General features: G+C 67.8%; 28 protein-coding genes. 21 read left to right on the top strand and 7 right to left on the bottom strand.

Going from position 1 to position 25,882, the window contains the following annotated elements:
- Window positions 1-53 precede the first annotated feature (53 nt).
- The 3 genes from DC347_RS06305 to DC347_RS21795 form a co-directional block, all read right to left on the bottom strand.
- On the bottom strand, window positions 54-566 hold the full coding sequence (locus DC347_RS06305) for a universal stress protein (RefSeq protein WP_109044863.1): 513 nt from the start codon (window positions 564-566) through the stop codon (window positions 54-56).
- A 94-nt stretch (window positions 567-660) separates the two neighbouring features.
- Window positions 661-1,425 (bottom strand): class F sortase, encoded by a 765-nt coding sequence (locus DC347_RS06300; RefSeq protein ID WP_018762886.1) that lies wholly within the window; start codon window positions 1,423-1,425, stop codon window positions 661-663.
- Between the two features lie 102 nt (window positions 1,426-1,527).
- Window positions 1,528-2,277: a hypothetical protein gene (locus DC347_RS21795; protein WP_240617707.1), complete on the bottom strand. Its 750-nt coding sequence runs from the start codon at window positions 2,275-2,277 to the stop codon at window positions 1,528-1,530.
- Between the two features lie 276 nt (window positions 2,278-2,553).
- On the opposite strand from DC347_RS21795, the gene DC347_RS06290 reads away from it, so the two are divergent.
- From DC347_RS06290 to DC347_RS06280, 3 genes are read left to right on the top strand one after another with little or no spacing between them, the layout of a single operon-like run.
- A complete protein-coding gene (locus DC347_RS06290) occupies window positions 2,554-2,754 on the top strand; it encodes a hypothetical protein (protein WP_018762888.1) in 201 nt (66 codons plus the stop codon).
- A gap of 51 nt (window positions 2,755-2,805) precedes the next feature.
- Window positions 2,806-3,912, top strand: a complete 1,107-nt coding sequence (locus DC347_RS06285) for a glycosyl hydrolase (protein ID WP_109044814.1) — start codon at window positions 2,806-2,808, stop codon at window positions 3,910-3,912.
- A complete protein-coding gene (locus tag DC347_RS06280) occupies window positions 3,905-4,192 on the top strand; it encodes a MoaD/ThiS family protein (protein WP_026264908.1) in 288 nt (95 codons plus the stop codon). Before DC347_RS06285 ends, DC347_RS06280 begins: the two co-directional genes overlap by 8 nt.
- A gap of 70 nt (window positions 4,193-4,262) precedes the next feature.
- Here the strand turns inward: DC347_RS06280 and DC347_RS06275 are convergent, their stop codons facing one another.
- Window positions 4,263-4,499, bottom strand: a complete 237-nt coding sequence (locus DC347_RS06275) for a hypothetical protein (protein ID WP_018762891.1) — start codon at window positions 4,497-4,499, stop codon at window positions 4,263-4,265.
- 123 nt (window positions 4,500-4,622) lie between these two features.
- Window positions 4,623-5,849 (bottom strand): pyridoxal phosphate-dependent aminotransferase, encoded by a 1,227-nt coding sequence (locus tag DC347_RS06270; RefSeq protein WP_109044813.1) that lies wholly within the window; start codon window positions 5,847-5,849, stop codon window positions 4,623-4,625.
- A gap of 155 nt (window positions 5,850-6,004) precedes the next feature.
- On the opposite strand from DC347_RS06270, the gene DC347_RS06265 reads away from it, so the two are divergent.
- Both DC347_RS06265 and DC347_RS06260 read left to right on the top strand, forming a co-directional pair.
- A complete protein-coding gene (locus DC347_RS06265; protein ID WP_018762893.1) occupies window positions 6,005-6,928 on the top strand; it encodes an AEC family transporter in 924 nt (307 codons plus the stop codon).
- A 50-nt stretch (window positions 6,929-6,978) separates the two neighbouring features.
- Window positions 6,979-8,067, top strand: coding sequence for an ATP-dependent DNA ligase (locus DC347_RS06260; protein ID WP_109044812.1), 1,089 nt, complete (start codon window positions 6,979-6,981; stop codon window positions 8,065-8,067).
- A 105-nt stretch (window positions 8,068-8,172) separates the two neighbouring features.
- Here the strand turns inward: DC347_RS06260 and DC347_RS06255 are convergent, their stop codons facing one another.
- Window positions 8,173-9,492, bottom strand: coding sequence for an MFS transporter (locus DC347_RS06255; protein ID WP_109044811.1), 1,320 nt, complete (start codon window positions 9,490-9,492; stop codon window positions 8,173-8,175).
- A 230-nt stretch (window positions 9,493-9,722) separates the two neighbouring features.
- Between DC347_RS06255 and DC347_RS06250 the strand changes: the two genes are divergently transcribed.
- The 12 genes from DC347_RS06250 (at window position 9,723) to DC347_RS06195 (ending at window position 21,135) form a co-directional block, all read left to right on the top strand.
- On the top strand, window positions 9,723-10,598 hold the full coding sequence (locus DC347_RS06250; protein ID WP_206073891.1) for an IclR family transcriptional regulator: 876 nt from the start codon (window positions 9,723-9,725) through the stop codon (window positions 10,596-10,598).
- A 164-nt stretch (window positions 10,599-10,762) separates the two neighbouring features.
- Complete coding sequence (locus tag DC347_RS06245; RefSeq protein ID WP_026264911.1) at window positions 10,763-11,644, top strand: shikimate dehydrogenase; 882 nt, start codon at window positions 10,763-10,765, stop codon at window positions 11,642-11,644.
- Window positions 11,644-13,521: a bifunctional sugar phosphate isomerase/epimerase/4-hydroxyphenylpyruvate dioxygenase family protein gene (locus DC347_RS06240; RefSeq protein WP_109044810.1), complete on the top strand. Its 1,878-nt coding sequence runs from the start codon at window positions 11,644-11,646 to the stop codon at window positions 13,519-13,521. Before DC347_RS06245 ends, DC347_RS06240 begins: the two co-directional genes overlap by 1 nt.
- Window positions 13,522-13,574: 53 nt before the next feature.
- Window positions 13,575-14,462 carry a protocatechuate 3,4-dioxygenase subunit beta gene (gene pcaH, locus DC347_RS06235; RefSeq protein ID WP_109044809.1) on the top strand — a complete coding sequence of 296 codons (888 nt, stop codon included), beginning with the start codon at window positions 13,575-13,577 and terminating at the stop codon, window positions 14,460-14,462.
- Window positions 14,463-14,466: 4 nt separating this feature from the next.
- Window positions 14,467-15,024 (top strand): protocatechuate 3,4-dioxygenase subunit alpha, encoded by a 558-nt coding sequence (gene pcaG, locus DC347_RS06230; RefSeq protein WP_109044808.1) that lies wholly within the window; start codon window positions 14,467-14,469, stop codon window positions 15,022-15,024.
- Window positions 15,021-16,490 carry a lyase family protein gene (locus DC347_RS06225; RefSeq protein WP_109044807.1) on the top strand — a complete coding sequence of 490 codons (1,470 nt, stop codon included), beginning with the start codon at window positions 15,021-15,023 and terminating at the stop codon, window positions 16,488-16,490. Before pcaG ends, DC347_RS06225 begins: the two co-directional genes overlap by 4 nt.
- Window positions 16,483-17,301 (top strand): alpha/beta fold hydrolase, encoded by an 819-nt coding sequence (locus DC347_RS06220; protein WP_109044806.1) that lies wholly within the window; start codon window positions 16,483-16,485, stop codon window positions 17,299-17,301. The genes DC347_RS06225 and DC347_RS06220 overlap by 8 nt, the downstream gene beginning before the upstream one ends.
- Window positions 17,298-17,738 (top strand): 4-carboxymuconolactone decarboxylase, encoded by a 441-nt coding sequence (gene pcaC / locus DC347_RS06215; protein WP_018762903.1) that lies wholly within the window; start codon window positions 17,298-17,300, stop codon window positions 17,736-17,738. The genes DC347_RS06220 and pcaC overlap by 4 nt, the downstream gene beginning before the upstream one ends.
- On the top strand, window positions 17,735-18,934 hold the full coding sequence (locus tag DC347_RS06210) for a thiolase family protein (protein ID WP_109044805.1): 1,200 nt from the start codon (window positions 17,735-17,737) through the stop codon (window positions 18,932-18,934). The genes pcaC and DC347_RS06210 overlap by 4 nt, the downstream gene beginning before the upstream one ends.
- Complete coding sequence (locus tag DC347_RS06205; protein WP_109044804.1) at window positions 18,934-19,623, top strand: 3-oxoacid CoA-transferase subunit A; 690 nt, start codon at window positions 18,934-18,936, stop codon at window positions 19,621-19,623. The genes DC347_RS06210 and DC347_RS06205 overlap by 1 nt, the downstream gene beginning before the upstream one ends.
- A gap of 1 nt (window position 19,624) precedes the next feature.
- Window positions 19,625-20,299: a 3-oxoacid CoA-transferase subunit B gene (locus tag DC347_RS06200; protein WP_109044803.1), complete on the top strand. Its 675-nt coding sequence runs from the start codon at window positions 19,625-19,627 to the stop codon at window positions 20,297-20,299.
- A gap of 23 nt (window positions 20,300-20,322) precedes the next feature.
- The gene (locus tag DC347_RS06195; protein ID WP_109044802.1) at window positions 20,323-21,135 is read left to right on the top strand and encodes an IclR family transcriptional regulator C-terminal domain-containing protein; all 813 of its coding nucleotides are present in this window, start codon (window positions 20,323-20,325) and stop codon (window positions 21,133-21,135) included.
- Window positions 21,136-21,142: 7 nt separating this feature from the next.
- On the opposite strand, the gene DC347_RS06190 is transcribed toward DC347_RS06195, so the two are convergent.
- Window positions 21,143-21,577, bottom strand: a complete 435-nt coding sequence (locus DC347_RS06190) for a hypothetical protein (RefSeq protein WP_109044801.1) — start codon at window positions 21,575-21,577, stop codon at window positions 21,143-21,145.
- 301 nt (window positions 21,578-21,878) lie between these two features.
- Here DC347_RS06190 and DC347_RS06185 point away from each other — a divergent pair, with 301 nt between their 5' ends.
- The 4 genes from DC347_RS06185 to DC347_RS06170 are packed head-to-tail and all read left to right on the top strand — an operon-like array spanning window position 21,879 to window position 25,798.
- Window positions 21,879-23,411, top strand: a complete 1,533-nt coding sequence (locus DC347_RS06185) for an efflux RND transporter periplasmic adaptor subunit (RefSeq protein ID WP_109044800.1) — start codon at window positions 21,879-21,881, stop codon at window positions 23,409-23,411.
- Complete coding sequence (locus tag DC347_RS06180) at window positions 23,408-24,133, top strand: ABC transporter ATP-binding protein (RefSeq protein ID WP_018762910.1); 726 nt, start codon at window positions 23,408-23,410, stop codon at window positions 24,131-24,133. Before DC347_RS06185 ends, DC347_RS06180 begins: the two co-directional genes overlap by 4 nt.
- Complete coding sequence (locus DC347_RS06175) at window positions 24,130-25,371, top strand: ABC transporter permease (protein ID WP_109044799.1); 1,242 nt, start codon at window positions 24,130-24,132, stop codon at window positions 25,369-25,371. The genes DC347_RS06180 and DC347_RS06175 overlap by 4 nt, the downstream gene beginning before the upstream one ends.
- Window positions 25,372-25,378: 7 nt before the next feature.
- Window positions 25,379-25,798: a hypothetical protein gene (locus tag DC347_RS06170; protein WP_018762912.1), complete on the top strand. Its 420-nt coding sequence runs from the start codon at window positions 25,379-25,381 to the stop codon at window positions 25,796-25,798.
- The last annotated feature ends 84 nt before the right edge of the window (window positions 25,799-25,882 follow it).

Genomic DNA, 25,882 nt, shown 5'->3' with positions numbered 1-25,882 from the left:
CGCTTTACTTTAGGCGGTCACCCGGCGGGCTGTTTGCCTTTGGAATCCGCGGGTCACGGTACGTCCTCATGGGCTGGCATCCGATAGGGGACCACCAGGACGGGGCGGCTCTGGTGATGGCTGAGCCACGTGCCCGCCGAGCCGCTGAGGGCCTCCGAAAGGCGGTGCGAAAAGCCGCGCTCGGAGGTTCCCACGATGATCATCGGGGCGTCCAGTTCGGCGGCCAGCTGCCCCAGGGCGCGGGCCGGATCCCCGGCAAGCGTGCGGAGCGACCACTCCGGCGCGCCGCCGCCGGACGCCGCTTTGTCCACGGCAGCACGGATCAGGGCCTTCAATTCGGTTGCAACGCCGCGGATGTCGCTGTCATCGTCCGGGTGCAGCGAGAGGCGGTGGGCGGATCGGGCAGGGTCCCACTCGACCAGGTAGCTGGCCTCATCCACGTAAGCGCATACCAGGGGCGCGGCCAGCCGGGCGGCAAGGTTGGCGGCGGTCTGGAGGACCTCGGGGTGCTGTCCGGGCGTAACGCCCACCAGCAGCGGTGCGCCGTCAGCGTATTCCCACGTCATGCTGCCCATTGTCCGCCCGCGGGGTCCGGCGTCAACAGGTACCTTCGGCCTGTCGCACGGAGTCGTTCGCCCTGCGCTGTTGCCGGTTTCGGCGCTAGGCCGCTGCCGGGTAGGCAGTGACCACAACATTCTTGCCCCACGGATCTTCCGTGTAGCAACTGATCAGGACCAGCCGGTTGGGCACCATGTCCCAGACCGGGCTGTCCTTCAGGGTGGACTTCACGTAGGTGGTGACACTGTCCACCTTGTAGGTGATGGTGCCGGCAGCGGTTTCCACTTCAAAGCGGTCGCCCACGGCCGCCGTTGAACTGAGGTGGTTGAAAGGGGCGTCCGCGCCCTCCCAGCTGTGGCCGATCACGTAGGTGGTGTTGCCGGAGCCTTTGCCCGGGACTCCGAACGGTGTCAGCCAGTAGCCGTCCTTGGTGGCAGGCGGCTCGATGGTCCGGCTGGACTGGGCGGCGCCATCGAGGTCCAGGGGATGGATGGCCACATCGAAGTCAGCGGAGGGGTAGCGGATGTGGACGGGTTGCGCCGCAGCCGGAAGCTGGGGTCCTGCCGGGGCCGCCGAGCCCGGGATTGCGGCCGGTGACGCCTGGACAGGGGCGGACGTGGCATCCGGCGTGCCTGTTGACGCCATCGGGGCGGCCGCACTGCCGGACGGAACGGCGCCTGGCGTCATGGGGACCGTGACCGCGGAGCCGGTGTGGGACGCCGCGTGTCCTTGGGGGAACAACGGACTGCCAAAGGTGAACGACAGGAAGGCCACCACGCCGCAGGAGAGGATGGCAAGGTCGCCCCGGTTCACGCGCCGCCACGGCCGCCTGGCCCGGGCAGCATGCCGGCTCCGTTCCTGTGGCATGGCACTCCTCCTGCGTTGTTCGGTGGTGGAAGGAAGGCGTCCTGCCGGGCACTGGCAGGACGCCTTCCTTGTCGCGGGGCCGCTGCGAGCGGCCTGTCCCGGCTAGCCGGCGCTGTTCACGGAGCGGGACCGGCGGCGTACTGCCACCGCAGCTCCTGCGGCCGCCAGTGCCCCCACGCCGGCAAGCCATGCCGGGCCGCCGTCCCGGGCGTCAACCGCCGTCTGGGCGTTGAAGCCCTGGTTGGTTCCCACGCTGACGGGGGCTGCCACCGGAGCGGCCTGGGCTGCGGCCTGCGGGGACGCGGCAACCTGCTGGGCGGCAGCGGGCTGGGCCGGCGCGGCCGCAGCGACGACCGGGGCCGGCGGGTTGACCACCGGAGCCGCGGCCGGCGGCTGCACCACGGGCTGAGCGACGACGACGGGCGGATCGACGACCGGCGGTGTGACCACGGGGGGATCGACGACGACCGGCGGTGTCACGACCGGTGGGGTCACCACGGGGGGATCGACGACGACCGGCGGTGTCACGACCGGCGGTGTGACCACGGGAGGATCGACGACGACGGGCGGATCGATGACCTCGCCCGGGGGCAGCGGCGCGCAATTGGCGACGTAGAGGATCTTTCCTGCGTTGGTCCAGTTCTTTCCCTGCGGAAGTTTGGGCGTTGGCGGGATGATGTCTTGTGCATGCTGGTCGTGACCGCCAATCCCGTTGACGTTGAACGACAACGGCGTCAGGCCGCCGCTTCCCTGATGGCAGACCACCACCTGGTCGGAGGCCGCCATGGCGGGTGCTGTGACGCTGAGCAGGCCCAGCCCCATCACCCCCAGTGTGGCTAAGGTGCGTTTCATGTTTTCTCCCCATATATATGTGTGAAACGGACCATGGTGGGGAAAGGCAGCGGTGGCGCCAATGGCCCCAGCAGCACGGTCAGCTTGCGTGAGTTTTCAGGCTAGGGGCGCCCCCGAAGGCAGTCGCGAGTAGCGGCTACTCGTCTTTTCTGCGGCCGGGGCGGCCAGGTTACTTGCGGGTACCCTAAAAGCCGCACGGCCCACCTGCTTCCGCTGCAAAGCCTTGTCCGCCACCTGCGCCGCGCCTAACGTTTTAAGTGACGCAGGGAGGTGAACATGGAAATCTTCATGTGGTGGCTGGACCTGGACCTTGCAAGCAAAGAGTGGCTCCGGGAAAACCTCTATGCGGAGGAGTTGCCGCTTCCGGTACTCCAGGGCATTGCGGAGGCCGGCGGACCCCACCCCGGTAATCCGGCGGCCGTCCTTAACGCCGCCGACTGGGACTTCATCCAGACCCAATCGGAGTTCGTGGACTGAACGCCTGCGGGACCCTGGAAACCATTGCGCGCTGATCCCTCGGGTGGTTGCATGGTGCGCATGGCAACGGCGCAAACATTCCTCCTGGCGATCGGCAGTAAAAAGGGACTCTGGCTGGCCACAAGCCAGGACCGGCAGGAGTGGTCTTTCACCGGGCCCCATTTCCTGATGGCAGAAATTCCCAGCATCGGGATCGATACCAGGGAGGGCCGCACCAGGATCATGGTGGGAGTCAGCAGCCCGCACTGGGGTCCCACGGTGGCGCACTCCGATGACCTCGGCGCCACCTGGACCGAGCCGGAGCACGGGGCCATCAAGTTCCCGGAAGATACGGGCGCGGCCTTGGAGCGCGTCTGGCAGATCTATCCGGATGCGGAGTCACGCCCCGGTGTGGTGTGGGCAGGAGCCGAACCCATCTCGGTGTGGAAGTCCACGGACGGCGGCGAGCACTTCGAGCTGAACCGCGGTTTGTGGGACCACCCCCACCGCAGCGAATGGGGAGCCGGCTATGGCGGGGCGGCGGCGCACTCGATCGTGGTCCACCCCGGAGGGGACACCGTCCACGTGGCCATGAGCACCGGCGGTGTTTACCGCTCGCTCGACGGCGGCACGTCGTGGGAAGCGCGCAACAAGGGAATCTCCGCGTACTTCATGCCGGATCCCAACCCCGAGTTTGGCCAGTGCGTGCACAAGATCGCGGCGGACGCGGTGGTGGACGGGCGCCTCTACGCGCAAAACCATCACGGGGTCTACCGGACGGACAACAATGCCGAGAGCTGGGACTCCATCGCCGAGGGCCTGCCGGCCGATTTCGGCTTCGTCATGCTGGCCCACCCGCGCAGGGCGGGGACGGCATGGGTGGTTCCGCTGAAGGCCGACGGCGAACGCATCCCGCCCGGGGGCCAGCTCGCCGTGCACCGGACGGACGATGCCGGGAACACCTGGACGAGGCTCGATGCCGGCCTGCCGGACAAGGAATACAACAGCGTGCTCCGGGACGCGGCGTCGGTGGACACCGCCGAGCCGGCAGGGGTGTACTTCGGCACCCGGGGAGGGACCGTTTACGCGAGTGCGGATGAGGGCGGAACGTTCACGGAAGTGGCCACCCACCTGCCGGACGTCCTGTGCGTGCGGGCGGCAGTGGTGGCCGGTGCCTGACATTTCGTTGGTGCTTCCCAGCGTCCTGCAGCCCTTGGCCGGCGGGCAGTCCGTGCTGACTGCACCCGCCGACGGGCCGGTGACGGTGGGAAAACTCCTTGACTCGGTGGCCGCCGACTACGCCATCCTGGGCCGGCGGCTCCGCGACGAAACCGGCGCGCTGCGGCGGTTCGTCAACATCTACGTGGGTGGCGACGAGGTGCGGCGGCAGCAGGGCCTGGACACTGAAGTCGCGCCGGGCCAGGAGGTCCTGGTGATCCAGTCGGTGGCGGGCGGCTGAACGGCAGTGCCCGGTCGGCCTGGCGGCGGGCAGTCCTGACTGACTGCGCCCGCCGCCAAACGTCCGGTGCCTAGGCCACGCGCCACACGCTGCATTCGTCCGTATTGATGGCTTTCCGGACCCCCGTGATCCGGTCCAGGATCCAGACCACGCCGATCCCGGGGGCGGTTTCCTGGACGCTGCCGCGGCGGATCACCACGTCGTCGTAGGAGGGCCCCACCGAGAGGCGGGCTTCGATTTCGTCACCGCGGTGGAGCTGGTCCAGTGCGCGGACTCTGGTTACATGCGTGGTCGCCTTCTTCAACATCGCGGGGCCTCCTGGCTGGAGCTGGTGCCGGCTCTTGCCTGCGTTAACCAGTGTGGGCGCGGATTGTTGCGTGCCGGTTTCCTCGCGGTTAGGGCGCGGTTAGTTCTTCGCGCCGCGGCGGTTTCATGCCGCTGTTCCGCCCCGGTAGGCGGCCAGGAAGCTGGAGATCCGGCGGACCGCTTCCTCGATGTCCAGCACCGAGGGGAGGATCACGAAGCGGAAGTGGTCCGGTGCGGGCCAGTTGAAGGCCGAGCCGTGGGAGACCAGGATCTTTTGGTCCCGGAGCAGGTCCAGGACGAACTGTTCGTCGCTCTTAATGGGGTAGAGCTCCGGATCCAGGCGGGGAAAGAGGTACATGGCGCCCGATGCCGGCACGCAGGTGACGCCGGGGATGGCCGTGAGCAGCTTGTGGGCGAGGTCGCGCTGTTCCCGCAGCCGGCCGCCCGGCTTCACCAGGGCCTCGATGCTCTGGTAGCCGCCCAGGCAGGTCTGGATGGCGTGTTGGGCGGGTACGTTGGCGCACAGGCGCAGCGACGCGAGCAGTTCCAGGGCTTCGCGGTACCCGGCGGTAGCGGCCAGCGGCCCGGTGACGGCCACCCAGCCGGCCCGGTAGCCGGGCATCCGGTAGGCCTTGGACAGCCCGCTGAACGTCAGGCAGCAGATGTCCTCGGCAACCGCCGCGGTATGGATGTGCTGGGCATCCGCGTACAGCACTTTTTCGTAGATCTCGTCAGAGAACAGGACCAGGTTGTGCTTCCGGGCCAATGCCGCGAACTGCTCCAGGATGTGGCGCGGGTAGACGGCGCCGGTGGGGTTGTTCGGGTTGATGATCACGATGCCCTTGGTGCGGGCAGTGATCTTCGCTTCCACATCGGCCATGTCCGGCCACCAGCTCTCCGCTTCGTCGCAGAGGTAGTGCACCGGCTTGCCGCCGGTCAGGGTCACGGCGGCCGTCCACAGCGGATAATCCGGTGCCGGGACCAGGATTTCGTCGCCGTTTTCCAGGAACGCCTGCAGGCACATGTTGATCAGTTCGCTGACGCCGTTGCCGATCACGATGTCCTCGACGCCGATGTTCATCAGGCCCCGGGTCTGGTAGTACTGCGAGATGGCGGTCCGCGCCGTGAAGATACCCTTGGAATCGCTGTAGCCCTGGGCGCCGCGGAGGTGGTGGATCATGTCCACCACCACGGACTCCGGCGCTTCCAGCCCGAAAGGTGCGGTGTCCCCAAGGTTCATCTTGAGGATCCGGTGGCCCTCGGCCTCCATGTTCTTGGCCGCCTGCAGGATCGGTCCCCGGAGTTCGTACCGGACGTTCTGGAGTTTGCTGGAATGTTGCATGGCGCGCATGGTTGATTTTTTCACACCCGCCGGTCCGCGGCGTGCGGCAGCCCACGTCGTGGACGCCTGCCGACCGAAGGCCACTTGTTCGATAAGTTGGATACTTGTAGTCCCACTCGTCCCAAACCGGGCAGCAGGCGCGGGACCGGAAGGAAGTACCTCCTATGGGCGGAGTGCTCATCGGCCTCGCCGTGATCGGCGTCGTCATCGCCGTGGGCTACCTTGCTGCGCGCTGCGGCCTGGGCGACGAACCCACCATCATGGCACTGACCCGGACCGCCTTCTTTATCACCAACCCGGTGCTGCTCTTCACGGTGGTGTTGAAATCGGATCTGTCAGTGGTCTTCTCCGCCTACGTACCGCTGGCCGTGATCACGGCCGCCGCCACCGCGTTGCTGTATGTGGCAGCCAGCCGGATCTGGTTTCCGCGGCCGCTTGCGGAGACGGCCGTCGGCGCGATGGCGGGGTCCTATGTCAACGCCAACAACATTGGCATCCCCATCACGCTCTACGCCTTGGGGGACGCCACACCTGTGGCCCCCGTGCTCCTGGTCCAGCTGCTCCTGTTCGCCCCGCTGGTCCTCACCCTGCTGGACCTCTCCGCCGCGGGACGGTTCTCTCCCCGGCTGATGCTCACCCAGCCCTTCCGGAACCCCATGATCATCGCCTCGCTCCTGGGCGTGGTCCTGGCCGCGTTGCACGTGGAGCTCCCGGCCCCGGTGATGGCCCCGCTGACGCTCCTGGGCGGGGCGGCCGTCCCGGTGGTGCTGCTGGCATTCGGGATGTCCCTGCGCGGAACCACCATGCTTCGAAGTGCCGGCCACACCCCCGAAATCCTTACTGCCACGGCACTGAAGTCCGCGGTGATGCCCGTGGTGGCCTTCGTCGTCGGACGCTTTCTGTTCAACCTTGACCATCACATGCTCCTGGGCGTGGTGCTCATGGCGGCGCTTCCTTCGGCGCAGAACGTGTTCCTGTTTGCCAGCAAGTACGGCCGGGGCGTGGCCGTGGCACGGGAAACCATCCTGCTGTCCACTGCCGCCGCGGCGCCGGTGCTGGTGCTGATCGTCTGGCTTTTGGCCGCCTGAAACCGTGCCGCCCTACCGTCGAGGGGTGCGGCCGGGCAAGAATGGGCGCTATGGAACTTCCCGTGATGCCGCCCGTCCCGCCCATGCTCGCCAAGGCCGTCAGCGGCATCGATGGCATTCCAGGCGGCGGGGACCTCAGCTACGAGCCCAAATGGGACGGCTTCCGGTCCATCATCTTCAGGGATGGGGACGACCTCGAGATCGGCAGCCGCAATGAGAAACCCATGACCCGGTACTTCCCGGAACTGGTGGCCGCCCTGAAGGAGAACCTGCCGCCCCGCTGCGTGGTGGACGGCGAGATCATCCTGGTGGGCGCCTCCGGAGACCGGCTCGATTTCGATACCCTGCAGCAGCGCATCCACCCCGCCGCCAGCCGGGTGAAGCTGCTGGCCCAGCAGACACCTGCCTCCTTCGTGGCGTTCGACCTCCTGGCCCTGGGTGATGACGACTACACCGGCCGGCCGTTCTCGGAGCGGCGGGCAGCCCTGGAGAAGGCGCTCGCGGGCAGCAGCGCGCCCGTCCACCTGACGGCAGCCACTACGGACAAGGACACCGCCGCGCAGTGGTTTGAGCAGTTCGAGGGGGCGGGCCTGGACGGTATCGTGGCCAAGCGGCTGGAGGGCCGCTACGAACCTGACAAGCGCGTGATGTTCAAGGTCAAGCACGAACGGACCGCTGACTGCGTGGTGGCCGGCTACCGGCTCCACAAGAGCGGGCCCGACGCCATCGGTTCCCTGCTGCTGGGCTTGTACAAGGACGACGGCGGCCTGGCCAGCGTGGGCGTGATCGGCGCCTTCCCGATGAAGCGGCGCAAGGAATTGTTCGACGAGCTCCAGCCGCTGGTGACGGACTTCGACCACCACCCGTGGGCCTGGGCCAAGCAGGAGGAGGGTGAGCGGACGCCGCGGAGCGCCGAGGGCAGCCGCTGGAGCGCCGGCAAGGACCTGTCCTTCATTCCCCTGCGGCCCGAGCTCGTGGTGGAAGTCCGCTACGACCACATGGAGGGCGAGAGGTTCCGGCACACCGCGCAGTTCAATCGCTGGCGCCCGGACCGGGACCCGGAATCCTGTACCTACGCCCAGCTCGAGGAGCCGGTGAACTTCGACCTCGCTTCGGTGCTGGAGACAGGCCGGCCGTAGCAGACTGCTGCGGAAGCAGCCCACCATTATCAAAGGAAAGCCCGCCCTTGGGGGAATGGCGGGCTTTCCGGCTCTAAAACCGGGCTGGTGTGACGCTTTCGGCGCCTATTTCACGCCCAGCAGCCTGGTGGGGGTGCGGAAGGACTCCCTGGCAGTCAGGGCCGAGACGGCCGCGATGGCGCAGATGATGCCGGTGAAGACGGAGATCTGAACCCAGCCGCCGGGCTGGATGCCGCCCATGGCCGCAACGATGGCGGGGGCGAAGCCTGCCATCAGGAAGCCGAGCTGCGTGCCGATGGCCAGGCCGGAGAAGCGGACTTTGGTGCTGAACATCTCGGCGTAGAAGGATGGCCAGACGGCGTTGGCTGCCGCGTAGCCTCCGGAGAAGTAGCCAATGGCGGCCAGGAACATCAAGGGGATGCTGCCGGACTCCAGGCTGAGCAGGAACACCGGGGTGAGGAGTGCGCTGGCCACGGCGCCGTAGATGAAGACGGGCTTGCGGCCGATCTTGTCCGCCAGCATCCCGAAGAGCGGCTGCGTGCCCAGGGCCACCAGGTTTGCACCCACCACGAGCCACAGGGTGGTGGTGCCGTCGACGCCGGCCACGGTCTTGGCGTAGCTGATGGCAAGCGTGCCGAACACTGTGGACACGGCGGCGATGAACGCGCAGCAGATGACGCGGAGGACGTCGCGCCAGTGGCCCTTGAGCAGGTCGGCGACGGGCAGCTTGGCGATCTGGGCGGTCTTGCGGGCTTCTTCGAAGGCGGGCGGTTCGTGCAGGGTGCGCCGGATCAGGAACGCCACAACCACCACGACGGCGCTGAGCCAGAACGGGATGCGCCAGCCGATGCCGAACTTGATCTCGTCCGGCAGGGCCAGGACGGGGATAAAGACGAGTGCGGCGAGGATTTGGCCGCCTTGGGTGCCGGTAAGGGTCCATGAGGTAAAGAAGGAGCGGCGGTTGTCCGGGGCGTGCTCGAGCGTCATGGAGGAGGCGCCGGCTTGCTCGCCTGCGGCCGAGAGGCCCTGGCAGAGGCGGGCGAGCACCAGAAGGACGGGAGCCCACCAGCCGACGGTCTTGAAGTCCGGCAGGCAGCCGATCACGAAGGTGGAGGCGCCCATCAGCAACAGCGTAAACATCAGTACCTTGCGGCGGCCCACGCGGTCGCCGAAGTGGCCCAGGATGATGGCGCCCACCGGCCGGGCCACGTAGGCGAAGCCGAAGGTCGCAAAGGACATGATCGCGGCATTCGTGTCGGCGTCGGGGAAGAAGACCTTGGGAAAGATCAGTGCGGCTGCGGAGCCGAAGATGAAGAAGTCGTAATACTCGACGGCGCTGCCGAGGAAGCTGGCAAGGGCTGCCTTCTTGGGCGTCCCGCCGGAGGTGAGGGCACCCGCCCCGGCGGACGGAAGTGTCTGGCTCATGGTGTTCCTTTGGTGTGACGACATTGTCGCGGATGGATCTGGTGGTCGCAGCCGCCGCTGCCTGGGTGCGGGCGGCGCGATGCGGCTGGAGTCCGGAAAGACCCGGCAATTCGTAGCCACATGGTGAGAGCTACTTTTGCGATACAGAAACTATGACTGTGAGCGCAGTCACTTGTCAAGAAAATACTCACGATCTAGAAATAGCTCTCACATTGTGGCAACATCGAAACATGAGTGTGAACCAAGCCACAGTGGCCGACGACGAATCCACTGTTCCCGGCCCGACTGTCCCCGACCAAGCGCCCGTCAATGCCCTGCCTCCCGAACCCAAGGCCGCCACCAAGGCGGCCGAGCGCCCGGACATGGTGGGCAAGGCCCTCAGCCTGCTGGTCCTCCTGGGGGATGAACCCCGCGGTGCAAGCGCCGCCGAAATCTCGCGGCGCGCGGAGCTGCCGTTCAGCACAACGTACAGGCTGCTGGGGTCGCTGGCGCGCGACGGTTTCGTTGATTATGAGCCGGAGGGCCGCCGCTACCACCTGGGCTTGCGGATCTTCCAGCTCGGCCAGCGGGTCTCCAACCATCACGGCTTCGCCGGCACCGCCCTGCCCATCCTGCGGCGGGTGACCGAGCGGACGGGGGAGGCCACCATCCTCAGTGTCCGCGACGGCCTCCACCACCTGACGGTCAGCAAGGTGGACGGCCCGCAGATCTTCCGGGTCACCAGCGACCCCGGCCACCTGGGCTCACTCTCCACCACTGCCGTGGGGAAGGCCCTGGTGGCTTTCGCCGACGATGCGGAACGCGAGCGGCTGCTCTTGGAGCTTCCGCTGGAAGCCCTCACCGAACGTTCCATCACGGACCGCGATGCCTTCCGCAGGGAAATCGACGAAGTGCGCCGCCGCGGCTACGCGGTCATGGACGAGGAGAATGAGGCCGGCATGCGCGCCGTGGCCGTCCCGCTGCTCAACAGCCAAGGGCACGCCTTCGCCTCATTGGCCACGGCAGTCCCCGTGTTCCGCCTCAGCCTTGAAGAGCTGGAGGCGCACGTTCCCGTCCTGCAGGAGGCGGCCGCAGAGCTGGCTGACCGCCTGCCCCAGCGCGGCTGACCGCCTCGAGCCGCGCCAACCAACCCTGCAAGCCATCAAAATGTTCGTATCTCGAACTAGAGTGCGCAAGGTGAACAACTGCTGTACTGTAATCCCTGTCACCGGACAAGCCGCTCCCCGCGTGGAGGCAGCTCTCCGGTGCCGTTACCAAAGGAGCTGCACGGATGAGTCATCGAACTGAGTCCTACCTCGTGGGACTGGTCGGAGACGGCGTCACGCCATCACTCACCCCTCCCATGCATGAACGCGAAGGGGACGTGCAGGGCCTGCGCTACCTCTACCGGCCCATTGACCTCCTCGATCTGGGCTTGTCCGGCGAATCCGTCGGCACCATCCTGCAGAGCGCACGCACCCTGGGCTTCAACGGCCTGAACATCACCCACCCGTGCAAGCAGCTCGTCCTGGAACACCTGGATGAGGTCTCCCCGGACGCCCGCCGCCTGGGTGCCGTCAACACCGTGGTCATCCGGGACGGCCGCTTCATCGGGCACAACACCGATTTCTCCGGTTTCGCCGCCGCCCTGGCATCCGGCCTCCCCGGAGCCCGCCTGGACCGCGTCGTGCAGCTGGGCGCCGGCGGCGCCGGATCCGCCGTCGCCTATGCCCTGCTCACCGCCGGCGTGCGGACCCTTGACCTCGTGGACATGGACCCTGCCCGGGCAGCTGCCCGGGCCGCCGAGCTGCAGGGCTTCTTCCCGGACAGCACCATCACGTCAGGCACGCCGGCGGACCTGCCGCGGCTGATGCCGCTGGCCGACGGGCTGGTGCACTGCACCCCCGTGGGAATGGCCGCCCACCCAGGCCTCCCGCTGGACCTGGGCCTGCTGGAGCAACGCCACTGGGTGGCGGACATCGTCTACCGTCCCATCGAGACCGAACTGGTCCGTGGGGCCCGCGCCAAGGGCTGCGAGGTCCTGGACGGCGGCCGGATGGCCGTGGGACAGGCAGCGGATGCCTTCCGGATCTTCACCGGCCAGGACGCGGACCCGGACCGGATGCGGGCACACTTCCTGGAGCTTGTAGCCGCCGAGGAGGTGGCAGCCTGATGCGTACGGGAATCGCCACGGTCTGCCTGTCCGGGACGCTGAAGGAAAAGATGCAGGCCTGCGCGATCGCCGGGTTCGACGGCATCGAGATTTTTGAGCAGGACCTGGTCACGTCGCCCCTCAGCCCGGAGGACGTGCAGAAAATGGCGGCCGACCTTGGCCTCGGCCTGGACCTTTACCAGCCGTTCCGGGACTTCGACGGCGTCGCCCCGGACCTGCTCAAGGCCAACCTTCGGCGCGCGGAGGCGAAGTTCAAGCTCATGTCCCGCCTGGGCATGGACACCATCCTGGTGTGCTCCAACGTTGCCACGGCCACCATCGACGACGACGGCCTGCGTGCCGAACAGCTCGCCGAGTTGGCACAGCTGGCCGGGGACCACGGCGTCAAGGTGGCGTACGAGGCACTCGCCTGGGGCAAGTACGTCAACGACTACGAGCACGCCTACCGGCTGGTGGAGACCGTGGACCACCCCAACCTGGGGACCTGCCTGGACTCCTTCCACATCCTCTCCCGGGACTGGGACACCTCCCACATCGAAGCCTTCAACCCGGAGAAGATCTTTTTCGTCCAGGTGGCCGACGCCCCCAAACTCTCCATGGACGTGCTGTCCTGGAGCCGCCACTACCGGGTTTTCCCGGGCGAGGGGCAGTTCGAGCTGGCCAAGTTCATGGGCCACGTGGTCCGTGCCGGGTACACCGGCCCGGTTTCCCTGGAGGTCTTCAACGACGTCTTCCGGCAGTCCGACGTTGACCGCACGGCCGTCGACGCCATGCGGTCGCTGATCTGGCTGGAGGAACAGAGCGCCAACTGGCTCGCTGACGCCCCCGCGGCCGGCACCGAAGGCGCACCAAGCAACGGAGCCGCGCCCCGCCGTCGGTATCCCATGGAACTGGCCACCCTGCCCAAGGTCAACGAACCGGCCGGGTTCAACTTCGCCGAGGTCAAGGCGGACGATACCGCGCAGCTGGAGAAGCTCCTGGGCCAGCTCGGCTTCGCGTTCGAGGGGCGGCACCGCACCAAGGACGTCCAGCTCTGGAGCATGGGCCAGGCCCGCGTGATCATCAATGAACAGGCGGCCTCGCACGCCGAACCCGCCATCGCCGCGCTGGGGTTCGACGTCGATTCCCCCGTGATTGCCTCGGCCCGGGCCCAGCAGCTCAAGGCCCCCGTGGTGGCCCGCAAGGTCCAGGCGGACGAGGAAGTCTTCCAGGGCATCGCCGCCCCGGACTCCACCGAAATCTTCCTCTGCCAGGGCAGCCCGGACGGCACCGCCGCCTGGACCCACGAGTTCGGCGAAGGCCTCGAACACCCCTCCGCGGGAGCCCGGGCCGTGATTGACCACGTCAACCTCGCCCAGCCGTGGCAGCACTTCGACGAGGCTGTCCTCTTCTATACCAGCGCCCTGGCCTTGGAGCCCCAGCCGTTCGCCGAGGTGCCCAGCCCCAGCGGCCTGGTGCGCTCGCAGGTCATGCAGACCTCCAACGGAGCGGTGCGGCTGGTGCTCAACCTCGCCCCGGTGCAGCAGGCGCACGGCCAGAAAACGTACCAGGAACACATCGCCTTCGCCGTGGACGACCTCGTGGCCACGGCCCGCGCCGCGCGCGACAAGGGCCTCGAGTTCCTGCAGATCCCCGCCAACTACTACGAGGACCTGGACGCCCGGTTCGACCTTGAACCCGGATTCCTGGCCACGCTGCAGGAACTCAACCTGCTCTTCGACCGGGACGCGGACGGGGAATTCCTGCATTTCTACACCGCCACCGTGGGCAGCGTGTTCTTCGAAATGGTGGAACGCCGCGGCAGCTACGACGGTTACGGCGCCCCCAACGCCCCGGTGCGCCACGCGGTTCAGTACGACTCACTGCACCGCACGTGAGCCAACCCAGACCACAGACACTGCAAACCCAACAGATGAGAAAGGAGCCAGCCATGCCGGAAGACATCACCGCGGAGCTGGAGTCGGAGGAACTCGTGCCCCCGGCCGAACCGAAGGCTGCCCACCAGCCACTGGACAAGGCCATCGAATCGCAGGCGGACCTCAGCGCAGAGATCCACGCCATCGGCGAGGCATACCAGCGGGCATTGAAGGACGGCGGCCTGCCTGAGACCCAGCCGCGGCTGGACTACCCGCCGTACCGCAGCAGCATCCTGCGCCACCCCACCAAGAGCCTGCAGCACGCCGACCCCGAAACCATTGAGCTGTATTCGCCGGCGTTCGGGCACCAGGACGTGCACGCCCTGGAGTCCGACCTGACCATCCAGCACAACGGCGAACCCCTGGGTGAGCGGATCATCGTCTCCGGCAAGGTCCTGGACGGCGAGGGCCGTCCGGTGGCGGGCCAGCTGGTGGAGATCTGGCAGGCCAACTCCTCAGGCCGGTACATCCACAAGCGTGACCAGCACCCGGCCCCGATCGACCCCAACTTCACGGGCATCGGCCGCTGCATCACGGGCCCGGACGGCTCGTACCGGTTCGTTACCATCAAGCCCGGTGCCTACCCCTGGAAGAACCACCTGAACGCGTGGCGCCCGGCGCACATCCACTTCTCGCTGTTCGGCACCGAGTTCACCCAGCGCATCATCACCCAGATGTACTTCCCCGGCGACCAGCTCTTCCCGCTGGACCCGATCTACCAGACCATCGTGGACCAGGACGCCCGCGACCGGCTGGTGGCCACCTACGACCACAGCCTCACCGAGCCCGAATGGGCGCTGGGGTACAACTGGGACATCGTCCTGACCGGGCCCAAGCGGACCTGGACCGAAAACGAAGCGTTCGGTACAGCAGGCGACAGTAGTGACGAGGCAGGAGAGTAGGAAAATGAGCACCAAACTTGTTCCCACCCCGGGCCAGACCGTTGGCCCCTTCTATGGCTATGCGCTTCCGTTCGAGAAGGACAACGAGCTCCTGGCACCCGGCTCGCCCGGCTCCATCCGCCTCCAGGGCACCGTTTACGACGGTGCCGGCCACACCGTCCCGGACGCCATCCTGGAAATCTGGCAGCCCGATGCCAAGGGCAACGTCGTCCAGCGCACCGGTTCCCTTGTCCGTGACGGCTACACCTTCACCGGGTGGGGCCGCGGCGCCGTGGGCAACTCCGGCGTTTTCACGTTCACCACGGTCAACCCCGGCCCCACCAAACCGGGCGCGGCGCCGTTCATCTCCGTGGCGCTCTTTGCCCGCGGCCTGACCAACCGGCTGTTCACCCGCATCTACCTGCCTGAGGACGCCGAGGCGCTGGCCAAGGATCCCCTGCTCAGCTCGCTGGATCCGGAGCGCCGCAAGACGCTCATCGCCCGCCGCGACCCTGACGGTGGCCTCACCTGGGACATCCGCCTCCAGGGCGAGGGCGAGACGGTCTTCCTGGACTTCCAGTGACCAACGCCGCCCCGGGAGATCTGCGCGCCTTCGCGGAAGAGGCCGACGCCGGCCTGCTCAGTCCCGTATCAGCGTCACCGTTGGTGGCGGCGCTGACGGGGGACCGGGCAGTGCTGGCGGCGATCCTCGCCGTCGAATCGGGCTGGGCAGCCGTACTGCAACGGGCCGGCCTGACACCTGGCGGTTCTGCCGCCGTCGTGGCTTCCGCTGCCGAGTCAGGGCGATACGACCTTGCCGACATCGCGCTGCGTGCCCAGGGCGGCGGCAACCCGGTCATTCCGCTGGTGGCGGACCTCCGGAAGAAGGTGGCCGCGCTGGACAGCGCCGGGATTGGTGCCGGGAAAGCCGTCCATACCTCCCTGACCAGCCAGGACGTGCTGGATACCGCCCTGATGCTGGTGGCCCGCAACACCGTCCATGCCGTGCTGGCCGACCTGAAAGGCACCGCGGCGGCGCTCGCCGCCCTGGCGGAGCAGCATGCGCAGACGCTGTGCGTGGGCAGGAGCCTGACGCAGCATTCGCTTCCGTATACCTTCGGGCTCCGGGCCGCGCAGTGGTTCCAGGGCGTGGCCGCCGCAGGCCGGCAGCTGGAAGGCCTGGAGTTCCCGGTCCAGTTCGGCGGGGCGGCGGGAACGCTTGCTGCCGGAACAGTGCTGACGGAGGGCTCCACCGCCACCCCGTTTACCTTGGCCGATGCCCTGGCAGCCCAGCTCGGCCTGGCCCCCGCGCCGGCTCCCTGGCACACCAACCGCCTGGCCGTCACGTCCCTGGGGCACGCCCTGGCGTCCGTGCTGGACGCCTTTGGCAAGATCGCCGCGGACGTCCTGTTCCTGAGCCGTCCGGAAGTAGCCGAGCTGGCCGAGCCGCGGGCCGCCGGCCGCGGCGTGTCCTCCGCCATGCCGCAAAAACAGAACCCCGTGCTGTCCGTCCTGGTCCGCAGCGCCGCGCTGCAGGCACCGCAACTGGCTGCCCAGCTGCACCTGGCCGCCGCCACCTTCAACGACGAACGCCCGGACGGGGCCTGGCACACCGAGTGGCCGGCTCTCCGGCAGCTGCTGGCCCTTACCCTCGGGGCCGCCGGCCATATCCGCGAACTTGCCGAAGGGCTGCGGGTTTTCCCGGACGCCATGCGCCGCAACCTGGACCTTGCCGGACCGCTGCTGCTGGCCGAGGGCGTGAACGCTGCCGTGGCTCCGCTGCTGGAGGAGAAGGACGGCCGAAGCGGCAAGCAGCAACTGCAGGACGTGGTGGACCAAACGCTGCAGGAGCCCCCCGCTGGGCAGGCCGCCACCTACCGGAAGCTGCTCCGCGAAGCCGTTCCCGCCGCCGTCGTTCCTGACGCACGGCTGGAAGAGCTTCTGGACCCCGCCAGCTACCTTGGCCAGGCGGCGGAGATTGCCCGCCGCATCCTGGCATCTTTCCCAGACCATGTTTCCCCCAACGCGAACGGAGCTTCCCGTGGCTAAACCGGCCGTCAAAGCAGCGCTGCTCTCACCCCAGCGACCCTTGGGTGACCACCCCCTGCTGGTGGTCGGTCCTTCCCTGGGCACATCATCCATCCTCTGGAACCGGGCGGCGTCCCTGCTCGGCAACGACTACGACGTGGTGGCCTGGGACCTGCCCGGGCACGGCGTCTCACCGGCCGCAACGGAACCCTTCGACGTCGCTGCCCTGGCTGACGCCGTTGTGGACCTGGTGGATTCCATCGCCCCGGACGAGGCGTTCCACTACGCGGGTGTCTCCCTGGGCGGCGCGGTGGGCCTGCAGCTCGGGATCCAGCACGGTGAACGGCTCAAGAGCCTCTCCGTACAGAACAGCGGCGCGAAGATCGGCACCCCGGAAGCCTGGCTGGAGCGCGCCGAAACGGTCCGCACCCAGGGCACGCCCGTGATGATCCAGGGCTCCGCCCAACGGTGGTTCGCCCCCGGCTTCATGGACCGCGAACCGGAGTTCAGCAGCCGGCTCCTGCATTCACTGCGCGATGCCGACCGCTTCAGCTACGCTTTCTGCTGCGAAGCTCTGGCAGCCTTCGACGTGCGCGGTGAACTCGGCGGCATATCCGTCCCCACCCAGGTCATTGCCGGTGCGCTGGACGCCGTGGCCACGCCGGACATGGCGGACGAAGTGGCCACCGGCATCACCGCCGGGGGCGGCACTGCCACCGCCGTGACGGTGGAAGGCATCTCGCACCTCGCTCCCGCGGAAGCCCCCGCCCACGTGGCCGACCTGATGCGCAGCCTGATCAGCTGGGCCGAAACACGGGAGGCCGCCAAATGAGCGCCGCCGAGCGCGCCGGCCTGGAGCGCCACGGCGTGGTCCAGCCCGGCGCCACCAGCCAGGAAATTTACGACGGCGGCATGGTGGTCCGGCGCGAAGTGCTCGGCGACGCGCACGTGGACCGGGCCAACGCCAACAAAGATGAGTTCACCAACGACTTCCAGGACATGATCACCCGGATCGCCTGGGGCGGCATCTGGACCCGGCCCGGACTGTCCCGGCAGATGCGTTCCGCAGTCACCATCACTGCCATGGTGGCCCACGGGCACTGGGAGGAGCTGGCCATGCACATCCGCGCCGCCCTTCGGAACGGCCTCAGCAGGGACGAAATCAAGGAAATTTTGCTGCAGACCGCCATCTACTGCGGAGTTCCCTCCGCCAATACCGCCTTCAAGACTGCCCAGCAGGTCTTCAAAGAAATGGATGCCCCGTCATGAACCAGGCATTTGTGTACGACGCCGTGCGCACCCCCTTCGGCAAGTTCGGTTCCGGCCTCGCCGGGGTCCGGCCGGATGACCTTGCCGCGCACGTGATCAAGGAATCCGTGAAGCGGGCACCCGGGCTTGATCCCGAGCGGATTGATGAGGTGGTGTTCGGCAACGCCAACGGCGCGGGCGAGGAAAACCGCAACATCGCCCGGATGGGAACCCTCCTGGCCGGGCTGCCGGTGTCCATCCCGGGCACAACGGTCAACAGGCTCTGCGGTTCATCCCTGGACGCGGCGATCATCGCGTCCCGCCAAATCAACGCCGGCGACGCCGACCTGATGCTCGTGGGCGGGGCCGAGTCGATGTCCCGTGCCCCGTGGGTGCTGCCCAAGACGGAAAAGCCCTACCCGGCCGGGGACATGACCCTGGCCTCCACCACCCTCGGGTGGCGGCTGGTGAACAAGGCCATGCCGAAGGAGTGGACCATCTCCCTGGGTGAGGCCACCGAGCGGCTCCGCGAAAAGTACGGGGTGACCCGCGAGGCGCAGGACGAGTTCGCCGCTGCCTCGCACAATCTCTCCGCCGCGGCCTGGGATGAGGGGTTTTACGACAACCTGGTCGCCCCGGTGCCCGGGACGGACCTGGTGCGGGACGAAGGGATCCGCGCCGGTTCGTCGGCCGAGAAACTTGCCGGGTTGAAGACGGTGTTCCGGGCAGAGGACGGCACGGTCACTGCGGGGAACGCATCCCCGCTGTCCGACGGCGCCTCCGCGGCCTGGATCGGGTCCGAGGCGGCCGCCGGGCTGCTGGGGCTGGACCCGCTGGCCCGGATCGCGGGCCGCGGCGCGCACGCGAACGATCCGCAGTTCTTCGGCTACGCACCCGTCGAGGCGGCGAACAAGGCCCTCGCGAAGGCGGGGATCGGCTGGGACCAGGTGGGCGCCGTCGAACTTAACGAAGCCTTTGCTGCGCAGTCCCTGGCCTGCATCAATGCCTGGGGGATTGACCCCGGAATCGTGAACCGGCAGGGTGGGGCGATCGCCATGGGGCACCCGCTGGGTGCTTCCGGCACCCGGATCCTGGGCACCCTGGCCCGGTCCCTGCAGGCCTCCGGCGAACGCTGGGGTGTGGCCGCGATCTGCATCGGCGTGGGCCAGGGCCTGGCCGTGATACTTGAGAACGTGACCGCTGGAAAGGACCAGTAATGCTGACTTTTGTTGATTCGGTCCAGGAGGCCGTGGCCGGGATCAAGGACGGTTCCACCGTGATGATCGGCGGGTTCGGCAACGCCGGGCAGCCGTTCGAACTGATCGATGCGCTGCTGGAGTGCGGGGCCACGGACCTGACCGTGGTGAACAACAACGCCGGCCAGGGCGACCAGGGCTTGGCCCTGCTCATCAAGGAAGGCCGGGTGCGGAAGATGATCTGCTCCTTCCCGCGGCAGTCTGATTCGTGGCACTTCGATGCCAAGTACAAGGCCGGGGAGATTGAGCTGGAGTTGGTGCCTCAGGGCAACCTGGCCGAACGCATCCGTGCCGCCGGGGCCGGGATCGGCGGGTTCTTCACGCCCACCGGGTACGGCACCATGCTGGCCGAGGGTAAGGAAACCCGCATCATCGACGGCCGTGGGCAGGTCTTCGAGACCCCCATCCACGCCGACGTCGCCCTCATCAAGGCGCTGAAGGCGGACGGGAAGGGCAACCTGGTGTACCGGAAGACGGCCCGGAACTTCGGCCCCATCATGGCCGCGGCGGCGAAGCACACCATCGTCCAGGTCTCCGAGATTGTCCCCACCGGCGGGCTGGACCCGGAAAACGTGGTCACCCCCGGCATTTACGTCAACACCGTGGTAAAAGTTGCCCGCAGCGGCAGCGCAGCAGAAAAGGTGGCCTGAGATGAGCCTCACCGAAACCAGCATCAAGACGTCCGAGACGCCCCTGGGCCGTGATGACCTGGCCCGGCTCGTGGCCCGCGACATCGCCCCGGGCTCGTTCGTGAACCTCGGGATCGGCCAGCCCACCCTGGTGTCCAACTACCTCACCGAGGAACAGAACATCACCCTCCACACCGAGAACGGGATGCTCGGCATGGGACCCGAAGCCACGGGCGGGGAGATTGACGAGGACCTCATCAACGCGGGCAAGATCCCGGTCACCGAACTGCCCGGCGCCTCGTACTTCCACCACGCCGATTCCTTCGCGATCATGCGCGGCGGGCACCTGGACATCTGCGTCCTGGGCGCCTTCCAGGTCTCGGCCACCGGTGACCTCGCCAACTGGCACACCGGGGCACCCGGGGCAATCCCCGCCGTCGGCGGCGCCATGGACCTGGCCACCGGCGCGAAGGACGTCTTCGTCATGATGACCCTCCTCACCCGCGATGGCGCCTCCAAAATCGTCGAGGCCTGCACCTACCCGGTCACCGGCGTCGGCTGCGTCACCCGCGTCTACACCGACAAGGGCGTCTTCCTCACCGGCCCCGAGGGCGTCACCGTCCGCGAAACCTTCGGCTGCACCCTCGAAGAACTCCAGGAACTCCTCCCCGTCCCCCTCAAGGCCGCGGCTGCCTGAGGACAGCCCTAGGATTGGGAACCATGACCGACGCCGTCCGCACAGACACCCAGGCCACACCGCAGGCCAGCGACCAGTACGTCCAGTCGCTGGCCCGCGGCCTGGCCGTGATCCGCGCCTTCGACGCCGAGCGTCCCGTCATGACGCTCACCGAGGTCGCGTCCCGCACCGGCCTGACCCGGGCCACCGCTCGCAGGTTCCTGCACACCCTGGTGGAACTGGGCTACGTGCGGACCGACGGGAAGACGTTCGCGCTGACGGCCAAGGTGCTCCAGCTGGGATACGCGTACCTTTCCGGGCTGTCACTGCCGCAGCTGGCCCAGCCGCACCTCGAGGAGCTCTCCCTGAAGCTGGGCGAGTCGACCTCCGCCGCGGTGCTGGACGGTACGGACATTGCCTACATCGCCCGGGTGACCACCCGCCGCATCATGACCATCGGCATCACGGTGGGCACCCGCTTCCCGGCGTACGCCACGTCGATGGGCCGCGTCCTGCTGGCGCACCTGCCGGCGTCGGACCTCAAGGCCTACCTGGCGGCGGCCGACGTCAAGCCGCTCACCCCCCGCGCCCTGGGCAGCGTCCCGGAGCTGCTGGCCGTGCTGGAGACCGTCCGGGCCCAAGGCTGGTGCCTGCTGGACCAGGAGCTTGAGCTGGGCCTGATGTCCGTGGCTGCCCCCGTCTATGACGGTTCCAAGGTGGTCGCGGCGGTCAACGTGTCCCTGCAGGCCCAGTCGGTGGACGCCAAACCGGACCGGGACGCCTACCTGGCTTCCGTGGCACGCGAAATCGTGGCGACGGCGAAACTCATTTCCGCCGATCTCACCGCCCGCGGTTAAGAGGGAATTAGCTGGTCCGGGTCTGTGCGAACAGCCGGCGGAGCGTGAAGAAGCAGCCCAGCCCGCTGAACAGCAGGGCCATCAGGAAATCGCCGCCGTACCCGTCAACGAGTTCGCGGTTGGTGGCCAGGTTGAAGAACAGGAGATCCCAGGTTTCGGCATCCGCCAGCATTGTCAGCGGAGAGCCGCCGCCAAGGAACTTCGCCGCGTCTACCAGCATGCCGCCCCAAAACGCCAGCAGCACGGTCCCAACGGTCACGACCGCAACAACCCAGGCGCCCCGCCGGCTGATCAGTCCCCCTGTTCCGAGGACGTACAACCGGGCAGCCAGGGAAGCGGCGATGAGCGCGACGATGGAGGCCACCCAGCCCATGTTCCACAGCACCAGCCACGCCACTACGCCAACGGGTACGGCCGCAAGGGCATGGACAGCCCCGCGCACCACATCTTCCCGTGCGGCCGGTTGCGGGAGCGGGGGCTGAAAATGCTCCGCAGGAGGTACCCACGCGTCGGAAGATGTCTGGCCGTACTGCGGTAGTCGAGCTCCATGCCCACCCTCCCGGCCGGACGGTGTGGAATCGAAATCTGCGCGCTCTGACATGGGTCCCCCAAAATGGGTGATGTGTAAATTCCGCCTATTCTCACACAGCCGCTCCCGGAGCGGGACGACACAAAAGGTCCCCAGCGCCCCGCTCCCACCATTTTCACGGCATTTCTTCAGGTGCCCCTTTTAAGGTCCAGCCATGACCTCAAAATCCCTTGTTATCAACCTGGGCCTGGGCGCCGTCATTCTCGCCCTCGGCGCAGGCACCTACCTCACGGCCACGGCGGCTGGCTCCACCACCCCGTCGGCGGCCGCGCGCACGGTAACGGTGGGCAAGGCGGCCATTTCTTCGGTGGCCACAGCCTCGGGTAATGTCGCCCCGCAAACCACCACGGTGGTCAGCGCCCAGAACTGCAGCGGCGTGATCCAATCGGTGGCAGCGACATTGGGCCAGCAGGTGACTGCCGGGCAGTTGCTCGTGTCCATTGATCCCACCAACGCCCAGAACGCCCTGAACGCGGCCCAAGCCCAGCTGGATTCGGTGACGGCACAGGCCAACCAGCAGCAGGTATCCGCCGCCGGGCAGGTGGCATCGGCGAACCAGAGCCTGGTGAACGCCCAGCAGTCCGCCGGCCTGGACTCCTCCCAGCAGTCCGCTGCGGTGGCCGCGGCCCAGAAAGCCGTGGATGCCGACAACGCTGCCGTGACCGCCTCCCAGGCAGTGCCCGCCCCCACCCCGAAGCCTGCCAACTGGACGGACCCTGTGGCGGCGGCCCAGAACCAGCTGGCCAAGGACCAGGCCGCGCTGACCCAGGCGCAGAACCAAGCCGCCTCCACACAGCTCAAGGACAAGCAGCAGGTTGCCTCCGCCACCACTGCCCTGGGCAATGCCCAAAACGCGGCGGCCTCGGCAGGGGGGACCAATGTCACCAGTGCCCAGCTCGCCGTCGAGACGGACAAAGCGAACCTCGCCGCGTGCAACCTGACCTCGCCGGTGACCGGAACCGTCACGTCGGTCACCGCAACGGCCGGTGCGCTGACGGGATCCTCCTCGGGGTCCCCGGCAGCGTCGTCAGGGTCCGCCGCCAGCGGGGGCACCGGAGCGGCCACGTCCGCGTCCTCCGGGGCAGCGTCCTCCGCCGGGTCAAGCTCCGGCAGTGGCCTGGTCACCATCAGCGACACCGGCCACCTGCAGGTGGTGGCCGGGTTCTCCGAGTCCGATGTCACCAGCATGAAGCCGGACCAGACGGCCCAGTTCACCTTCCCCGCCCTGGCCCAGGATCCTGCCGCCCCACCCGTCACCGGCAAGGTGGTTTCCATAGCCCAGACCTCAAGCACCACCAACGGCGTGGTCACCTATCCGGTGACGGTCTCCATCGCCAACCCGCCTGCCGGACTGCGCCTGGGCCAGAGCGCCAACATTTCGGTCACCACCGCCACGGCCGACGACGCCCTGGTGGTGCCCAGCCTCGCCATCACCACCACGGGGAACCGGCAAACGGTCAACGTCCTCAAGAACGGCACCCCGACGCCGGTGACGGTCACCACCGGGATCAGCGCCAACGGGCGCACCCAGGTCCTGACCGGTCTGGCCGACGGGGACCAGGTGGAGCTTCCGGCTATTTCCGGCACGCTTGACAGCGGCAGCACCTCCACCGGAGGCGGATTCGGCGCCGGCGGCCTGGGCGGCGCGGGCACCCGCGGCGGCGGCACCCGGAACGGCGGCCAGTGACCGTGGCAGCCGTCATCGAACTGTCCGGCGTCAGCAAGGTCTACGGCAAGGGTGAGGCAGAGGTGCGCGCGCTGGACGCCGTGGACATCGCGATCGAGCGGGGCGACTTCGTGGCCATCATCGGAGCCTCGGGTTCCGGGAAGTCCACGATGATGAACATCATCGGCTGCCTCGACGCGCCCAGCACCGGAAGCTACCACCTGGACGGCATCAATACCCGGGAACTGGACGAGTACCAGCAGGCCCAGATCCGCAACCGCAAGATCGGCTTCGTGTTCCAGAACTTCAACCTGATCTCCAGGACCCGGGCGGTGGACAATGTGGCCATGCCGCTCGCCTACGCCAAGGTGGGACGCCACGAGCGGCGCAGCCGCGCACTGGCCATGCTCGATACCGTGGGGTTGTCCAGCCGCGCCGGCCACAAGCCGTCGCAGCTCTCCGGCGGCCAGCAGCAGCGCGTGGCCATTGCGAGGGCCTTGGTGACCAACCCCGTCCTCCTGCTGGCCGATGAGCCCACGGGGGCGCTGGACTCGCGGTCCTCGGCCGAGATCCTGGACCTTTTCGGGAACCTGCACGCCAGCGGGCGGACCATCGTGATGATCACGCACGAAATGGATGTCGCCGAGCGGGCCGGCAGGGTGGTGCGGATGCAGGACGGCCGGATCGTCTCCGATGTCCGGCAGCAGCCGGTACCCGCAGGAACCTTCGCGGTGGCGCCGTGAACCTCCTCGAATCGGCGCGCTTCGCCCTGTCCGGGGTGGCCGCCAACAAAATGCGTTCCGTCCTCACCACGCTGGGGATCCTGATCGGCATTGCCGCCGTCATCATCCTGCTTGCGGTCGGTGCGGGGACCAGCAACAACATCAAAGCCCAGATCGGCAAGCTGGGCACCAACGTCCTCACCGTCAGCCGGTCCACCAGCGTGGGCGGCCGCAGTACCGGCGGCCAGGCGGGGGCAAGCCGTACACGCAGCACCAACCTCACCCTCGAGGACGAGCACGCCCTCACGGATGCAGTCCTGGCCCCCGATGTGGCCCGCACGGCGCCGATCGTCCAGGCGCAGGGCGTCACGGCAACGTACACCAGCGCCACCCACTCCGTTGCCAGCTTCCTCGGGACCACGTCCTCGTACTTCGATATCACCAACAGCGCCATGGCGTCAGGGGCGTCTTTCACCGAAGCCGACCAGCAGGCAGGGAACCCGGTGGCCGTCATCGGAAATACGGTGGCCAGTGATCTCTTCGGCGCCACCACCGCTTCCGCGGTGGGCCAGACCATCCAGCTGAACGGCCAAAATTTCACGGTGTCCGGCGTGCTCGCGGTCAAGGGGTCCACCGGCCTGAACGATCCCGACGACATCGTGGTGGTGCCGTTCTCCGCCGCGCAGAACAAGTTCACCGGCTATGCGCCCACCCTCGCGTCCATTACGGTGCAGGCGGCCTCCGCGGACGTCATGAACCAAGCCCAAAACGAGATCCAGATGATCCTGGACGCCCGCCACCACGTCGACTCCACCAACCGGGACTACCAGGTCCGCAACCAGGCGCAGATACTCACCACCGCCACCAACACCACCCAAACACTGACCATCCTGCTGGGCGCGGTGGCTGCCATCAGCCTCCTGGTCGGCGGCATCGGCGTCATGAACATCATGCTGGTCACCGTGACGGAACGGACCCGGGAGATCGGCATCAGGAAGGCCATCGGCGCGTCCCGGGGCAGTATCGTGACGCAGTTCCTGATCGAATCCCTGGTGATTTCGGTCATCGGCGGGGTCGCCGGGATCGCCGTCGGCTTCGCGGGCAGCGCGTTCCCCGTGCTCGGCGTCCAGCCCGAGGTGCAGGCCTGGACAGTCTGGCTGTCCCTGGCGGTGTCAGCCGTCATTGGACTGGTTTTTGGGGTCTACCCCGCCAACAAGGCCGCGAAGCTGCGGCCCATCGATGCCCTCCGCTATGAATAGGAAACCCGTGAACAGCTCCAGCCCATACACCCCGGACACCGACGCAGCCACCGAAGCGCTGCCCGTTCCCCTGACCGCCCCCGGCGAGGACCACGGGCCGTTCCGGGACCAGCCGGCCGAAGTCCCCGCCGACGACGAACCCTTCATTCCCAGGAAGCGGTACACGCCCGGCCGCACCACGAAAGTCCTGGTCTGCGTACTGCTGGTGGTGGCCGGATTCTTCGGCGGCTCGATGGTGCAGAAGCAGCTTGACCTCGGCGCCCGGGCCGGCCGGACAAACGTGGGCAACTTCCAGGGAACCAACGGCCGTGCCGGGGCCGGTGCCGGCGACACCCCCGGCACCCAAACGCCCGGCCAGGGCCGCCGCAACGGCAACAACGGTGCTGCCGCGCCAACCGCCGCGCCCACCGGTGCTGCCGGCCAGTAGGGCGTCCGGCCCGCAAAGGTAAGGCCGACGGCGGGAGTTGCGTCCCGTCGTCGGCCTCGCTTTTCGCTGCGGGTCCGGGCAGTC

The organism is Pseudarthrobacter sp. AG30 (assembly GCF_003116525.1).
Lineage (GTDB): Bacteria > Actinomycetota > Actinomycetes > Actinomycetales > Micrococcaceae > Arthrobacter.
Note: the sequence above shows the minus strand (reverse complement) of the source record. Positions and strands in the feature narration are given on the sequence as shown.